This is a genomic window from Pseudomonas sp. YQ_6, from assembly GCF_043103245.1.
In the GTDB taxonomy this organism is placed as follows: Bacteria; Pseudomonadota; Gammaproteobacteria; order Pseudomonadales; family Pseudomonadaceae; genus Aquipseudomonas; species Aquipseudomonas alloputida.
In genome coordinates this window covers 1-14,695 of record NZ_JBICJR010000003.1, presented here as the reverse complement: position 1 = coordinate 14,695, position 14,695 = coordinate 1, and the positions used below count along the sequence as shown (strand labels likewise).

General features: G+C 62.9%; 16 protein-coding genes and 1 tRNA gene. 7 read left to right on the top strand and 10 right to left on the bottom strand.

Annotated elements, in window-relative coordinates:
• Positions 1-69 precede the first annotated feature (69 nt).
• A tRNA-Ser gene (locus ACF8FG_RS00600) sits at positions 70-159 on the top strand.
• A gap of 224 nt (positions 160-383) precedes the next feature.
• On the opposite strand, the gene ACF8FG_RS00595 is transcribed toward ACF8FG_RS00600, so the two are convergent.
• From ACF8FG_RS00595 to ACF8FG_RS00585, 3 genes are all read right to left on the bottom strand, one after another.
• Complete coding sequence (locus tag ACF8FG_RS00595) at positions 384-2,516, bottom strand: TonB-dependent siderophore receptor (protein WP_119713397.1); 2,133 nt, start codon at positions 2,514-2,516, stop codon at positions 384-386.
• Positions 2,517-2,731: 215 nt separating this feature from the next.
• Complete coding sequence (locus tag ACF8FG_RS00590) at positions 2,732-3,112, bottom strand: hypothetical protein (RefSeq protein ID WP_014591965.1); 381 nt, start codon at positions 3,110-3,112, stop codon at positions 2,732-2,734.
• Between the two features lie 212 nt (positions 3,113-3,324).
• Positions 3,325-4,512, bottom strand: coding sequence for an MFS transporter (locus ACF8FG_RS00585; RefSeq protein WP_070384192.1), 1,188 nt, complete (start codon positions 4,510-4,512; stop codon positions 3,325-3,327).
• A 106-nt stretch (positions 4,513-4,618) separates the two neighbouring features.
• Between ACF8FG_RS00585 and ACF8FG_RS00580 the strand changes: the two genes are divergently transcribed.
• The gene (locus tag ACF8FG_RS00580; RefSeq protein WP_014591963.1) at positions 4,619-5,503 is read left to right on the top strand and encodes a LysR family transcriptional regulator; all 885 of its coding nucleotides are present in this window, start codon (positions 4,619-4,621) and stop codon (positions 5,501-5,503) included.
• Positions 5,504-5,542: 39 nt separating this feature from the next.
• Here ACF8FG_RS00580 and ACF8FG_RS00575 read toward each other — a convergent pair whose 3' ends face one another.
• Positions 5,543-6,292 (bottom strand): 3-oxoacyl-ACP reductase family protein, encoded by a 750-nt coding sequence (locus ACF8FG_RS00575; RefSeq protein WP_003252861.1) that lies wholly within the window; start codon positions 6,290-6,292, stop codon positions 5,543-5,545.
• 118 nt (positions 6,293-6,410) lie between these two features.
• Between ACF8FG_RS00575 and ACF8FG_RS00570 the strand changes: the two genes are divergently transcribed.
• The gene (locus ACF8FG_RS00570; protein WP_318081843.1) at positions 6,411-7,349 is read left to right on the top strand and encodes a LysR family transcriptional regulator; all 939 of its coding nucleotides are present in this window, start codon (positions 6,411-6,413) and stop codon (positions 7,347-7,349) included.
• A gap of 114 nt (positions 7,350-7,463) precedes the next feature.
• Here the strand turns inward: ACF8FG_RS00570 and ACF8FG_RS00565 are convergent, their stop codons facing one another.
• Complete coding sequence (locus ACF8FG_RS00565; protein WP_019437685.1) at positions 7,464-7,934, bottom strand: GreA/GreB family elongation factor; 471 nt, start codon at positions 7,932-7,934, stop codon at positions 7,464-7,466.
• A gap of 2 nt (positions 7,935-7,936) precedes the next feature.
• Positions 7,937-8,335 carry a hypothetical protein gene (locus ACF8FG_RS00560; RefSeq protein ID WP_076403562.1) on the bottom strand — a complete coding sequence of 133 codons (399 nt, stop codon included), beginning with the start codon at positions 8,333-8,335 and terminating at the stop codon, positions 7,937-7,939.
• A 129-nt stretch (positions 8,336-8,464) separates the two neighbouring features.
• Between ACF8FG_RS00560 and earP the strand changes: the two genes are divergently transcribed.
• Both earP and efp read left to right on the top strand, forming a co-directional pair.
• Positions 8,465-9,598, top strand: coding sequence for an elongation factor P maturation arginine rhamnosyltransferase EarP (earP, locus tag ACF8FG_RS00555; protein WP_318081842.1), 1,134 nt, complete (start codon positions 8,465-8,467; stop codon positions 9,596-9,598).
• A 48-nt stretch (positions 9,599-9,646) separates the two neighbouring features.
• Positions 9,647-10,216, top strand: a complete 570-nt coding sequence (gene efp, locus ACF8FG_RS00550; RefSeq protein ID WP_003252871.1) for an elongation factor P — start codon at positions 9,647-9,649, stop codon at positions 10,214-10,216.
• A 222-nt stretch (positions 10,217-10,438) separates the two neighbouring features.
• On the opposite strand, the gene ACF8FG_RS00545 is transcribed toward efp, so the two are convergent.
• The 3 genes from ACF8FG_RS00545 to ACF8FG_RS00535 all read right to left on the bottom strand — a co-directional run bounded on the left by ACF8FG_RS00545 (position 10,439) and on the right by ACF8FG_RS00535 (position 12,475).
• Positions 10,439-10,867 carry an organic hydroperoxide resistance protein gene (locus ACF8FG_RS00545; protein WP_014591958.1) on the bottom strand — a complete coding sequence of 143 codons (429 nt, stop codon included), beginning with the start codon at positions 10,865-10,867 and terminating at the stop codon, positions 10,439-10,441.
• Positions 10,868-11,007: 140 nt separating this feature from the next.
• A complete protein-coding gene (locus ACF8FG_RS00540; RefSeq protein ID WP_019437688.1) occupies positions 11,008-11,463 on the bottom strand; it encodes a MarR family winged helix-turn-helix transcriptional regulator in 456 nt (151 codons plus the stop codon).
• Positions 11,464-11,521: 58 nt separating this feature from the next.
• Positions 11,522-12,475 (bottom strand): LysR family transcriptional regulator, encoded by a 954-nt coding sequence (locus ACF8FG_RS00535; protein WP_014591956.1) that lies wholly within the window; start codon positions 12,473-12,475, stop codon positions 11,522-11,524.
• 113 nt (positions 12,476-12,588) lie between these two features.
• On the opposite strand from ACF8FG_RS00535, the gene ACF8FG_RS00530 reads away from it, so the two are divergent.
• Positions 12,589-13,338: a sulfite exporter TauE/SafE family protein gene (locus ACF8FG_RS00530; RefSeq protein WP_198748257.1), complete on the top strand. Its 750-nt coding sequence runs from the start codon at positions 12,589-12,591 to the stop codon at positions 13,336-13,338.
• Positions 13,339-13,366: 28 nt separating this feature from the next.
• Here ACF8FG_RS00530 and ACF8FG_RS00525 read toward each other — a convergent pair whose 3' ends face one another.
• Positions 13,367-14,218, bottom strand: coding sequence for a LysR substrate-binding domain-containing protein (locus ACF8FG_RS00525; protein ID WP_003252879.1), 852 nt, complete (start codon positions 14,216-14,218; stop codon positions 13,367-13,369).
• A gap of 96 nt (positions 14,219-14,314) precedes the next feature.
• On the opposite strand from ACF8FG_RS00525, the gene ACF8FG_RS00520 reads away from it, so the two are divergent.
• The gene (locus ACF8FG_RS00520; RefSeq protein ID WP_014591954.1) at positions 14,315-14,533 is read left to right on the top strand and encodes a DUF1127 domain-containing protein; all 219 of its coding nucleotides are present in this window, start codon (positions 14,315-14,317) and stop codon (positions 14,531-14,533) included.
• Positions 14,534-14,695 lie beyond the last annotated feature (162 nt).

The window sequence follows — 14,695 nt, the reverse complement described above, 5'->3', positions numbered from 1 at the left end:
TGCTTGCCAAAGGAAACGTCTTTCACTAAATTAGCGCACCTCGACGGGCCGCAAGGCTTGAAGAGAAACGGTGAAGTGTCCGAGTGGTCGAAGGAGCACGCCTGGAAAGTGTGTATACGAGAAATCGTATCAAGGGTTCAAATCCCTTCTTCACCGCCACATTCTACAAAAAGCCCCCGCGCTGAAAAGCACGGGGGCTTTTTGTTTTCAAGGCCATTGGGGCTGCTGCGCAGCCCATCGCGACACAAGGCCGCTCCCACAGGCAATCGGGGTACACCTGGACTGCCCCCAAGAAGTTGGACACCAATCCAACCCTTGGGAGCAGTCCACACCTGTGGGAGCGGCCTTGTGTCGCGAAAGGGCCGCTGAGCGGCCCCGGCAATCTAGAAGCTGATCGAAGCCGAAAGCCGAGCGGTACGCGGTGCCCCCTGGAACAGGTAGTTATCCCCCAGGTAATCGCCCACATCGCGCCAGTAACGCTTGTCCAGCACGTTATCCACCGTCAGCCGCAGCACCGTGTCATACCCGGCAACACGGGTACTGTAGCGGCTGCCAAGGTCGAACAAGGTATACCCGCCAACCTCCACATTGCCCGCCTGGCTCGCATACTTGCTGGCGCTATACCGCGCCCCGCCCAGCAGCGCCAGCCCCGGAACCGGCAGGGTATATTCCGCATGCAGCGCCGCCCGGAATTTAGGCACGTTGATCGCCTGGTGCCCTTCATAGGCTTCGGTACCGCTGTTCTGCACCCGCGCCCGAATGGCTGCCGCACTGGCCTGTACCTGGAGGTTCGGGGTCACCCGGCCGCTGGCGCCCAGTTCCAGGCCGGTATTCTTCTGCTGGCCTTGCTGCACGTAGGTGAAGTTGCCGGTGCCGTCCGGGCGCGCGTACTGGTAAGCCTGGCGGATCTGGAACAGGGCGGCACTCAGGCTCAGGCCTTGCCAGTCGTGCTTGAGGCCCAGTTCCAGTTGGCGGGAGGTGGTGGGCGCAAGGATCTCAGCTGCATTGCTGGCGAACCAAGGGGCCGTGCCTCCGGCAGAAAGGCCCTTGGCGTAGCTGGCGTATACCGTGGTGTTCGGCTGCGGTTTGTAGATAAGCGCAGCGTTGGGCAGCAGCTCGTATTGGCGGGTATGGCGCCCGGCTACGCCGTTCTCGTCCCAGGTCTTTTCATCCAGGCGCACTTCACGGGCGCCCAGCACGGTCTGCCATTGTTCGTTGAAGCTGATGCGGTCGCTGACGAACAAACCGTACTGGCGGCTGTCCAGCCGGCGTTCGCTGGCGCCGACGGGTTTGTCGGATGGATCGAGGTCCGGGGCGTCGGTATGGATGTTGCCGGTCCCAAGCCACTCGTTGTAGTACGGGCGCTGATCCAGTGTGCGTCGCTGCGCACTGGTACCCACGGTCAGCTCGTGCCCCACGCCCAGGGCATCGAAGTGCCCGTTGAGCATGGCCTGTGCCTCGTCGGTACGGCGGGTATCGTCGGGGCTGCGGAAGTCATAGATGTCGTAGTCGCCATTGCTGCCGAAAAACGCCCCCTCGCTCGAACCCCAGGCAAACGCGCTGTAGTCGTCGATCACCACTTTGCTGCGAGAGGCGCTCACGGTGCCCGTCCAGGTATCGTTGAAGCGGTATTCGAAGCGCCCGCCCAGGTTCAGCGAGTCGTTCTGCACGGGCTTTGCCCAATGCTGGTAGGCCAGGCGGTCTTCCGGGTCGATGCCGTGGGGCACTTCAGTGCCTCCGAGCAGTTGGTAACCCGGCACCGACGCCTGTTCGCGATGCTGGTACTCGGCATCCAGCTGCAGGGTGGCATCCGGGTTGATCTGCCAGTCGAATGCCAGCGAGGCGAAGTCGCGCTTGCCGTCAGCGTGGTCGACGTAGGTGCGGATGTCTTCATGGGCCAGGTTGGCGCGCAGGCCGAACTGCTTTTCGCTGCCGAACCAGCCGCCAAGGTCGGTGGCCAGATAACGTTCGCCCTGTTCGTTGGTCGATACCGTGACGCTGCGTATGTTTTCGGCGCGCTTGGTCACATAGTTGATCAAGCCGCCAGGCTCCGACACGCCGGTCTGCAGCCCGGACAGGCCCTTGAGCAATTCCACCTGCTGCTTGTTCTCCAGGGCTACGTTCTGCTCCCCGGCTATGGTCTGGCCATTGATGCGATAGCTACTGGCGGCGTTCAGCTCGAAGCCGCGCACGTTGAAGTTTTCGTAGTAGCCAATGGGGGCATAGCTTTCGCCGACCGAGGCATCGCTTTGCAACACTTCGCTAAGCTTGCGTACCTGGCGGTCTTCCAGCAACTGCTGGCTGAACACGCTGACGGAGGCGGGGGTGTCGAGCAGTGGCGCGGGCTGGAAGCCGCCCACCGCGGCCTGGCGTGCCTGGTAGCCATCATTGGCGTATGTGTCGGAGACCTGCAACGGGGCCAGCATCACGCTGTCTTCGGCAAACACAGAGGGGCACTGCAGGGCCAGGCCCAGGCTGAGCAGGCTCAGGGGCAGGCGGGGGTGATGCGGGGGCATGCGGTGGGGCTCCTGGATGCGCGATACCTGTGCCGGCCCTTTCGCGGGTAAACCCGCTCCTACACCGGTTGGTGAAACACCGGGTGGCGATACACCAGTTGGTGATCCCCCTGTAGGAGCGGGTTTACCCGCGAAGAGGCCGGCACAGGCCATGAAAAAGGCGGCATCTTACCAGCCGCCCTCTACATAAAACGATCCAGGCCCAGCGTATTCAGTCAGCCTGTCCTGATCGACCGCTTGTGCTGCCGCCAGTTGTCATCGATCTTCGACCAAGTCTTGCCATCGGTAATGGCCATCAGCTTGCGTCCATCCTTGAAGGTGGCCAGAAAGGTCGCTTCTTCTTCCTTGCCACCCAACCACAGCCCGGCCAGCAGCCCTACTGGCCCTGCCACCAGGGCGCCGGCCATGCCCCAGCCCAAGGCGCTGCCAAGGCTGCGGTTGGTTTCCAGGCTGGCCAGCCGCAAGTCGCTGATGCGTGCCAAGGAAATCCGCTCACCGGGTGAGGGGCTGCGCGCGGTCTTGAGTGTGAGCGATCCATTGCGATACTCGCCTTCACCTTGCAAGAAATCGCCGGACTGTACCGTGAGTCTTGTCATAAATTCATCCTGTCAGGGAAAGGGCATTCCAGCGCTTAATGAGCGCTGCCCAGGCAGGCAAGTCAACGGCATTGCGACGGAGGGTAGTGCGGTACTTTGTCGCCGTAGCTAGTGGCCTCTTCGCGGGCACGCCCGCAGGTGTATCACTGCCCTGAGGTTTGTGAGGCACCTGTGGGAGCGGGCGTGCCCGCGAAGAATCTAGTGGCCATTTATCAGGCTACTTGCAAGGTGTTCTTGCGCTTACGCTCGGCCAGGCCCCACACCAGCAACCCCAGCCCGCCAATCACCAGGCCGGCCACCACAATCCCCATCCAGCCCTGGCGCTGGAACAGCTGCGTGCCCAGCAACGACCCAAGCGCCCCGCCAATGAAGTAGCAGGTGATATAACCGGCATTCAGCCGCGTACGTGCCTCGGGCCGCAGGGCGATCACTGCGTTCTGGTTGCTCACATGCACCAGCTGTACTGCCAGGTCGAGCATCAGCACCCCCAGCAGCAAGGCGAGCAGGGACTGTTCGGCAAACCCCAGCGGCACCCACGACAGCAGCAACACCACCAGGCCCACGGTGGTACCCAGCGCGCCCTTGCCGCGGTCTGCCAGGCGCCCGGCCCAGTTGGCCGACAACGCACCCGCCGCACCGGCCAGGCCGAACAGGCCGATTACTGCATCCGAATAGTGGTAGGGGCCTTTCGCCAGCAGAAACGCCAGAGGTGTCCAGAACAGGGCGAACAGGCTGAATGCCAACAGACCGAGCAACGAGCGCAGGCGCAGCACGGGCTCTTCGATGAACAGACGGAACACGGAGCCGATCAGCGCCGGGTATTTCAGCCCGGCGTGGCTGTGGTGCTGTGGCAGGCTGCGGTACAGCGCCACGGCGGTAACTGCCATCAGCACTGCGGCCAGCACGTAGATACTGCGCCAGCCACCCAGCTCGGCCATGAAGCCGGCAGCAGTACGTGCCAGCAGGATGCCCAGCAGCAGGCCGCTCATCAGTGTGCCAACCGCGCGCCCACGCTGATGGGGCTCGCTCAGGGTTGCTGCCATCGGCACGAGGATCTGTGCCACCACCGAGAAAAGCCCGGTCAGCGCCGTGCCGAATAGCAGCCAGGGCAGGCTGGGTGCGCAGGCGCTGATGACCAGGCCCAAGGTGGAGACAACGGTCATCACGGTAATTAGCCGGCGCTGCTCGAACAGGTCGCCCAGCGGTGCCAGCAGCAACAGGCCGGCGCCATAGCTGAGCTGCGCGGCAATCACGATGCTGCCGGCACTGGCGGTGCTCAAGCCAAACTGCTGGGCGATGCTGTGCAGCAGCGGTTGGGCGTAGTAGTTGCTGGCCACGGCCAGGCCTGTGGCGGTGGCCATCAGCAGGATCAAGGCGCGGCTGAGAGTGGGGGTGTGCATACAATTCTCGTGGGGGCAGTCGTGTGTGGTGATGATTATCAGCAAGTACTAGGCATGACACCAATGTATAGTTTTCAACCTATTCATCTTGAAAGCAGATAGATCGATGAACCTCAAGCAGCTCGAATATGCCCTTGCTGTGGCCGACACCGGCAGTTTTACTCGCGCGGCGCAGCGCTGCCATGTGGTGCAGTCGGCCCTTAGCCATCAGGTGGCGCGGCTGGAGACGCAGCTGGGGGTGAGCCTGTTCGAGCGTAGTTCGCGACGGGTACGCCTGACACCTGCGGGGGAAGCCTTTGTACTCAGCGCACGGCCAGCGGTGGAGGCGGCCCGGCGCATTGCCGATGACGTGGCGGCGGCCTGCGGCCAGGTCCGCGGGCGGCTGGCGATTGGTGAAATCAGCTCGCTCACCGCGCTGGACCTGGTCGACCTGTTGGCGGTGTTCCACGGTCGTTATCCGGATGTGGATGTGCGCTGGCTCACGGCCAAGAGCGAATTGCTGATCGCTGATGTGCTCGAGCGGCGCCTGGACGTGGGCTTTATCGGGCTGTGGCAAGGCGAAGTAGTGCAGGGGGTGCAGCATCGGTTGCTGGCCAGGGAAGAACTGGTGGCGGTGTTGCCGTTGGCGCATCGCCTGGCGGGCAGAGCACAGCTGGCGCTGGCTGACCTGGCAGGCGAAGTGTTGGTGGACTTCCCCGAAGGCACTGGGGCGCGACGCCAGACCGACGAGGCTTTTCAGGCGGTGGGGTTGCAGCGCAGGGTGCAGTTCGAGATCGGGCATGTTCGTCTGGTAGAGAAATTCGTGCAGCGGGGCATGGCCGTCGGCCTGGTGCCCGAGCGGGTGGCTCAGGGCATCGAAGGGGTGGCCGTGGCGCGGTTGGTGGATGCACCGGTGCGGCACTTGTATGCGGTGTGGTCGTCCAGCCCCACGCCGGCGGCCCGGGCTTTTCTGGACGTGATGGAACAGTGCCTGGGGGCAAAGAAAGGCTAAGCCTGTGCCGGCGTTGTCGCGGCACAGGCAACCTTTCAATCAGGCTGCAAACCCACCATCCACCGTCAGGCTGGCCCCGGTGATATACCCGGCTTCAGGCCCTGCCAGGTAAGCCACGAAGCTGGCAATCTCCTCCGGCTCGCCATATCGCCCAATGGCCATCAGCGGAATCAGGCTCTCGGCAAACTCGCCACTGGCCGGGTTCATATCGGTGTCCACCGGGCCGGGCTGCACGTTGTTCACGGTAATGCCCTGCGGCCCGAGGTCGCGGGCCATGCCGCGGGTCAGGCCAACCAGTGCCGACTTGCTCATGGCGTACGGTGCACCACCGGCAAACGGCATGCGCTCGGCGTTGGTGCTGCCAATGTTGATGATACGACCGCCCTGGCCCATATAGCGTGCCGCGGCCTGGCTGGCGACGAACACGCTGCGTACGTTCACGGCCAGCATGCGATCGAAGTCGGCCAGGTCGAACTCCGTCACCGGGGCCACTGCCAGCACACCGGCGTTGTTGACCAGGATATCCAGCCGGCCCAAGGCCTTCACGGTGTCATCCACCGCCAGTTGCACGGCCGCGGCATCAGCGCTGTCAGCCCGCAGGGCCAAGGCTTTGCCGCCGTTCTCGGTAATTTCCCGAGCCAGTTCCTCAGCCGGGCCGGCAGAGCTGACATAGGTGAAGGCCACTTGCGCGCCTTCGCGGGCCAGGCGCCGTACGATGGCTGCGCCAATGCCTCGGGAACCGCCCTGAACCAGGGCCACTTTGCCTTCGAGTGTAAGTTGCTTGGACATGCTGTTCTCCTGCTGGAAGCCAGGCCGAAATGCCTTGGATGGGCACAGTATCGGCGCTCGATTGCCTACTGATAAGATGGTAATCACTATCAGCAGAGTAAACCTTTGGTTGCTAATCATGGCCATGGAATCGTTTAGCGCGTTGGAATGCTTCATCCGCAGTGCCGAGGTCGGCAGTTTTGCCGAAGCCGCCAGGCGCCTGAGCCTTACCCCGGCTGCCGTGGGCAAGCACGTTGCGCAGCTGGAAGCGCGCCTGGGTGTGCGGTTGTTCCAGCGTAGTACCCGCAAGCTGACCTTGACCGAAGCGGGGCAGCGTTTTCTTGGCGAGGTCAGTGACAGCTTTCGCACCATTCAGTACGCCGTGGCCAACCTGGCCAGTGCAGAAGGCCAGCCGGCCGGGTCGTTACGGGTGAGCATGGGCACGGTGTTCGGGCGTTTGTACGTGCTGCCGTTGCTGGGGGAATTCTTGCGCCGATACCCGGCGATTACCCCGGATTGGCATTTCGACAACCGCCAGGTGGACCTGATCGGCCAGGGCTTCGATGCAGCGATTGGCGGTGGTTTCGAACTGCCGCCGGGGGTGGTGGCGCGCAAGCTGACCCCGGCGCACCGGGTGTTGGTAGCGGCGCCGGCCTATCTGCAGCGGCACGCGCCGATAGAAGACCCGCAGGTGCTGCAACGCCATGACGGTATCCTGGTGCGGTCACCGCAGACCGGGCGGGTGCGCTCGTGGCCGTTGACCAGCCGTTGGCAGGCGCAGCAGCCGCTGCAAGTGCGCCAGGCGATGACCATGAGCGATTCGGATGCGGCGTGCGCGGTGGCCGAGCAGGGGCTGGGCATTGCCCTGGTAAGCCTGCCGTTTGCCGTGCCCTACTTGCTGGCCGGGCGCCTGCTGCGGGTGTTGCCGGACTGGTATGTGGACGATGGGCATATCAGCCTGTATTTCGCCGAGCACAAGCTGTTGCCGGGCAAGACCCGGGCGTTCATCGATTTTGTGGTGGAGCAGTTTGCCGAGCAGGGACTGGCGGGGCGGTTCGATGCCCTGCAGGCTCTTTAGAGAATTATTGCCTGTGCCGGCCTTTTCGTGGGCCCGCCCGCGCCCACAGGGATATCACAGCCCTGAAGACAGTGGGGGCCTTGTGGGAGCGGGCGTGCCCGCGAAGAGGCCGGTTCAGACAACATCGACAATGAACGATACCTGTGCGCCCAGGTTCACCTCGTCATCCACGCGCTTGCCCAGCAGTTGCTGCCCCAGCGGCGATCGTGGGGTAATCACCGTCACCAGCCCGTCACCCTCGCCAATCTTCAACCCCGCTGCCTCAGGCCCGAGAAACAGCCGGCGCTGCCCGCCATGTTCATTTTCCAGGGTCACCAGGTTGCTTACCTGCACACCGCGCGCCGGGTCGTAATCACGCAGCAGCAACTGCTGGTAGATCACCAGCGCCTGGCGGATCTCGGCACTGCGGCGCGCCTGGCCGGTGGCCAGGTACGAGGCCTCCAGGCCCAGCGTGTCGTACTTGTTCTCGGCGATGTTCTCTTCGGCGGTGGCGGCCTCGTAGGCGGTTTGCGCTGCGCGGGTCAGCACGTCCAGGTCATGCTCGAGGGTGGCGACAATCAGCGCCAGCAGGTGGGGCTTGTCCATGGTCAGTAACAGAACTCCAGCACGTTGGCCTGGCTTTTTTCGGTGGGCGCGGTACGGTTTTGCTGCAGCCAGAACTGGCACTTGGGGCTGTTGAGGTTGCGCGGGTTGCCTTGGGCGGCATCGGCGGCCTGTTGCAGCTCCTGTTTGTGCAGGATGTCCTTGTAGCGTTCGAACATCTCGGCCTGGGCATCCTGGGCAGTGGTCGGCGCGGGGGTTGCAGCGGGTCGGTAGGCGTGGGGGGCTACAACCTGGGCCAAAGGTTGCACCTGCTGGGGCCACAACTGCTGGACCAGCCACAGGCTCACGGCAATGGCCATGGCGCCTAGCCACAGGCCCAAGGCAACGCACATGATCAACGGCAACGGCTTGAGGGTGATCTTCAATTCACGGTGGCGCGGCATGGCAGCCTCCTGGCAGCGTGGTAGGGGGGCATTGTCGCATGCGCTTGGGCATTTTTCTGCGCAGGTGCTTTTGTCAGCGCCAATTTATGCGCAGAATTCGCGGTTTTTGCACCAGCACGGGAGGGGCGCATGAAAGCCACCTGGGACATCTTCTGCAGCGTCGTCGACAACTACGGCGATATCGGCGTGACCTGGCGCCTGGCCCGGCAGTTGGTGGCCGAGCACGGCCTGGCGGTGCGCCTGTGGGTGGATGACCTCAACGCTTTCACGCCCATGTGCCCTGGCGCCGATGCCACGGCGGCGCAACAGTGGCAGCACGGTGTGGATGTGCGCCACTGGCCGGCAGCGTGGTTGCCGGTGGCGCCGGCCGATGTGGTGATCGGCGCGTTTGCCTGCCAGTTGCCCACAGCGTATGTCGAGGCGATGCGTGCCCGCCCGCAGCCGCCGCTCTGGCTCAACCTCGAGTACCTGAGTGCCGAGGACTGGGTGGAGGGTTGCCATGGGTTGCCTTCGCCGCAGCCCAACGGTTTGCGCAAGGTATTCTTTTTCCCGGGCTTTACCGACAAAACGGGCGGTTTGCTGCGCGAGGGTTCGCTGCTGGCCCGGCGTGATGCGTTCCAGCAGTCGACGGATGCGCGCCGTGCTTTTTTGCAGGGGCTTGGTGTAGACCCAGTGCCGGGTGCGCTGCTGATCTCGCTGTTTGCCTATGAAAACCCACAGCTGGGCAACTGGCTTGATGCCCTGGCCACGGCTGACCAGGCCTGCCACCTGTTGGTCCCGCAAGGGCGCATTGTCGCGGGGCTCAGCCAATGGTTGGGCGAGGGGCCGCTGCAGGTGGGTGATGTGCGCAACCGTGGGGCGCTGACCGTTCAGGTGATGCCTTTCGTCAGCCAGGACGACTTCGACCGGCTGTTATGGAGCTGTGATTTCAATGCCGTGCGTGGCGAAGACTCGTTCGTGCGTGCGCAGTGGGCGGGGCAGCCGATGCTCTGGCACATCTATGTGCAGGACGAGAATGCTCATTGGGAAAAGCTCGAAGCGTTCCTCGCGCATTATCGCTGCGGCCTGTCAGACGATGCCGATGCAGCCCTGCTGGGCCTTTGGCGTGCCTGGAACATGGATTTCGACATGGGCCAGGCCTGGCGGACGGCCCGCCAGCATTGGCCGGAACTGCAGCAGCATGCCCGCCTTTGGGGAGCGCGACAGGCCGCTCAGCCGGACCTTGCCACAGCGCTAGTACACTTTTACCGAAATTCGCTATGATACGCGGCCTCGATTTTTATAAATCCATCCAGATTCGGATACTTCGTAATGAAAACTGGTAAAGAACTGAAACCCGGTACCGTCCTGCGGATCGACAACGACCCGTGGCTGGTTCAAAAAGCTGAGTTCACCAAGTCGGGCCGTAACAGCGCGATCATGAAGACCAAGCTGAAGAACCTGCTGACCGGCTACAAGACCGAAACCGTATACGGTGCGGACGACAAGCTGGACGACGTGATTCTGGATCGCAAAGAAGCGACCCTGTCGTTCATCAATGGTGACGAGTACACCTTCATGGACACCACCGACTACACCATGTACGAGCTGAACGCCGAAGACATCGAAGCCGTTCTGCCGTACATCGAAGAAGGCATGGAAGACGTCTGCGAAGCCGTGTTCTTCGAAGGCCGTCTGGTGTCGGTTGAGCTGCCGACCACCATCAGCCGTAAAGTTGTCTACACCGAGAACGCTGCTCGTGGTGACACCTCCGGCAAAGTCATGAAGCCTGCCAAGCTGGCGAACGGTACCGAGATCTCGGTTGCCGACTTCATCCAGATCGACGAGTGGATCGACATCGACACTCGCGACAACAGCTTCAAAGGCCGTTCCAAGAAGTAATGCTTCTTGCGAGACGCAAAAAACCCGGCGCAAGCCGGGTTTTTTTATGCCTGTGTGCTCGTGCTTTTGTGGGTACAACTGTCGTGCTCAATTTCTAAAAGCTGGCGCAGATCCGTGTGGGAGCGGGCTTGCCCGCGAACACGGGCGAAGCCCGTGCCATCCACCGCGGTGTATTCTTCGCGGGTAAACCCACCCACAGGGGATCGCGCAAGCCTTTGCGTCTTAGACGGTTACGTGCAGGCGCACATCCACATTACCGCGGGTGGCATTGGAATACGGGCACACCTGGTGCGCCTTTTCCACCAGCCCTTCGGCATCGGCCTGGGCCAGGCCCGGCAGGTTGATGTGCAGGTCGATGTCCAGGCCGAAACCGCCCGGGATCTGGCCGATGCCCACCTTGGCGGTGATCGAGGCCTCTGCCGGCAGGGCTTTCTTCTCTTGCCCGGCCACGAACTTCAAGGCCCCGATGAAGCAGGCCGAGTAACCGGCGGCGAACATCTGCTCGGGGTTGGTGCCGTCACCGCCCGCGCCGCCCAGCTCTTTGGGGGTGCTGAGCTTGACTTCCAGCTTGCCGTCGCTGGAGCGGGATTTGCCGTCGCGCCCACCGGTGGAGGTTGCTTCTGCGATGTACAGCGGAGTGACCTTTTGCATCTTGAGCCTCGCTAATGTGCTGTGCACTCCCGTTTGCAGGAGGGCGGGGGTTGGTGTGAGATTTAAATTAGCGCGCAATTAGTTAGTGCGCAAGATAAATCATCACCGTTCATCGGAACGGCCATTTCACAGCATAGCGCTCAGAGGTTCTTTTGCAGGTTGTCGCGCAGGTTCAGCAGGTCGGCTTGCAGTTTCTGCAGCTGCTCCAGGCTCCGCCCGCTGGCCTTGAGAATGCACGGCGGCACCTGTTTGGCCTGCTGTTGAAGGGCGCGGCCTTTGTCGGTCAGCTGTACCATCACTACCCGTTCATCTTCACGGCTGCGGTTACGCTGCAACAGGCCTTCGCTTTCCAGGCGCTTGAGCAGCGGGGTCAGCGAGCCTGGGTCGGTCAGCAAATGCTGGCTGATTTCACCCACGGTCAGGCCGTCACGCTCCCAGAGCACGAGCATGGCAAGGTATTGCGGGTAGGTCAGGCCCAGCGCCTGCAGCAGCGGTTTATAGACCTTGGTCATCAGCAACGAGGTGGAGTGCAGGGCGAAACAGACCTGGTTGTCCAGCAGCAGCTCGTCACAGGAGGCTTGGGTGTCGGCGTTCATGCAGGTCCTTGAAAGTCATCAATGGAAAATTCTGGCACGCTGATCATCAGTGCGCGAATTAATCGCGCAGTTCACTGCGCAAGGCCAGGTCCCAGGGTGGAATCGGGCTGAAGCGGCTCTTGAGGAATTCGAGCAGCAAACGGCTGCGAGAGTTCGTTTCATGTGCCAGGCGTAGCGCGTAAATGCCGCTGGTCTCGGCTTCAGGCAAGCCGCCGTCGCAGAACAACGGGATCAGCTCGCCGCGTAGCAGGTATTCACTGATCAGCCAGGTGGGCAGGTGGGCTATCCCCAGGCCGGCGAGGGCGCCGAACAACAGGGTTTCGGCATTGTTGGCGGCCATGCGCATGCGCGCGGGGCGATACAGGCGGGTTTGCCCGGCTACTCTGAAGCGCCAGGCGAACGGCGGCGCCAGGCCATCCCAGTCCAGCCCGTCATGCCCAGGCAGTTCGCTGGGGCAGGTGGGGATGCCGCGGCTGGCCAGGTAGGCGGGGCTGGCGCAGGCGATGCGCACCATGTAGGCGAGCGGTGTGGCGACCAGGCGGGTGTCGGCCAAGGGGCCGGCGCGCAGCACCAGGTCGACCTCGCCCAGGTGGCTGCCCTGCAGGTCGACAAAGCTGTCGATCAACCGCAGTTGTACGTCCAGGCCCGTGTAGGCCACCAGGAAGTCGGCAATGGCCGGGGCCAGGTGGCGGCGGCCAAACGCGGCAGGTGCGTCGATACGGATCAGGCCTTCCGGGGCATTGCTCAGTGACACCGCTTCAGCCCGGGCCAGGCGCAACTCCTGGATGATGCGCCTGGCCCGCTCGGCAAAGGCGTTGCCTGCAGGCGTGGCCCGCACCGCGTGGGTGCTGCGGGTGAACAGGCGGCTGCCGACGGCGCTTTCCAGGTTGTCGATGCGCCGTGCTACCGCAGACGGGGTCAGCGGGTGGCGACGGGCGGCGGCAGAAAAGCTGCCGGTTTCCAGCACATCGAGGAACAGGCTCAATTGGTCGGTCAGGGTATCGGGGCTCATGGCTGCCTTGCTTTTGCGAAAAACGCACAGCCATTGTGCGCTGCTGTGCGTTTCCCCGCCAGCGCACAATCGTTAGCATGCTCGCATTATTGGTACAGGCGGACGAGGCCCTGATGATCGAGTGGTTGTTGTATATCGTGCTGGGCGCTGCCTTGGGCACCATGGGGGGCTTGTTCGGCATTGGTGGCGGGCTGATTGCGATTCCGGCGTTGGGCGTGTTGTTTGGCCTGGACCAGCAGTTGGCGCAGGGGACGGCGTTGGTGATGGTGGTGCCGAACGTGCTGCTGGCGCTGTGGCGTTATCACCAGCGCAACCGCATCGCGTTGCGCCATGCACTGCCGCTGTCGGCGTGCAGCTTCCTGTTCGCCTGGTTGGGGTCGATCTGGGCGGTGGGGCTTGATGCGCATTCCATGCGTCTGGGTTTTGTCGGCTTCCTGGTAGCCTTGGCGGTGTGGAACGTGGTGCGGATGTTCATGAAGGTGTCGCCGCCGAGTGCCGAGCTGCGTCATGCCTGGCCGTGGCTGGGTGCGCTGGGCAGCTTTGCCGGCACCATGGGCGGCTTGTTCGGGGTGGGAGGGGCCGTGGTGGCCACGCCGATCCTCACCAGTGTGTTCGGCGCTACTCAGGTGGTGGCGCAGGGGCTGTCATTGGCGCTGGCGGCGCCGAGTACCTTGGTCACGCTGGTGACCTATGGCGTGCACCATAGCGTTGACTGGGGGGTGGGGATTCCCTTGGCGGTGGGTGGCTTGCTCAGCATCAGCTGGGGCGTGAAGCTGGCCCACGCGTTGCCGGAGAAAGTATTGCGGGCGATGTTCTGTGTGTTCCTGGTGGTCTGTGCGGTAATGCTGGGGTTTGAGCTGTGAGATTTTGGGGCCGCTTTACGGCCCCCGATCACTTGAAACCCTCAACGATGTAGTCGGCCATGCAGTCGGTGATTGGCGAGGGGGTTTGCGTACTGCGCACCAGCATCACATTGGCCATCGGCAATTGCGGCAGCCCTTCACTCTCACCCAGAATGCGGATGTTGCCCCCGATCAGGCTCTGCAGCTGCGCGGTCACTGCCAGCCCGGCGGTGACGATGGCAAAGATTGCCGCCAGGCTTGGGCTGGTGTAGGCAATACGGTAATCGATGCCCTGTGCCTCCAGCGCATTGCAGGTCCAGGCGCGACAGAAGCAGTCGGTGTTGAACAGTGCCACCGGCATCGGCCGCTGTTCGTGTGGGCAAAAGCCTTCTGCCGCGGCCCACACCAGGCGTTCCTGGCGTAGCAACTGGCCAATCTCGTTGCCGGGCTCGCGGGTGACGATGGTCAGGTCCAGGTCCTGGCGCAGCATCAACTGCTTGGACGAATCGCAATGCACTTCCACCTGCACCAGCGGGTAGGCTTGGGCAAAGCTCGACAAGATGGTCGGCAGGAAGCGCATGGCGTAGTCGTCTGGTGTGCCGATGCGCACCAGCCCAACCATGTGCGGCATGCGCAGGGTGTTGAACACCTCGCCATGCAACTTGAGAATGCGTCGGGCATACCCCAGCAGTACCTGGCCTTCGGCGGTCAGCCGCACCTGACGGCCATCACGTTCGAATAGCTGGCGCTGCAGAATGTCTTCTTCCAGGCGTTTCATCTGCATGCTGACCGCTGACTGGGTGCGGTTGACCACTTCGCCTGCGCGGGTAAAGCCGCCTTGCTCGGCAATGGCGACGAAGGTGCGCAGGACATCCGCGTCGAGGCTCTGGTACTGGGACATTGCATCAATCTCCGAGATGCATCGCATCAGAAACATTCGTTGGATTGATCTTATGCCTGGCGTGAGACTGAGGCCATCAACACGGAGGGCTTCACGATGAAAGGTCATGTCAGCAGCATCCAGCAACCTGCCTTTTCCCTGAGCTACCTGTGGCACGCGGCCTTGCAGCGTCCGGCGCGTTGGCTGGAGTTGTACCGACAGCGTCAGGAGCTGGCCAGCCTCAGTGATGCAACCTTGCGCGACCTGGGGTTGAGCCGGGCGGATATCCAGCAAGAGGCCGAGCGGCATTTCTGGGATGATCCACTGAGGAAGTGATGCCAGGCGTGGCAGTCGCTTTTGCTCCAGCTCCAGCTCCAGCTTTTGCTTCTGCTCTTGCTTTGGCTTTTGCTTCTAAGTGCGCGGTCCTCCCGGGAGCAAGCCCGGAGCGAGGGGACCCCGGAGCGTAGCGTAGGGGCCGGATGATGGGAGCCGACGGTT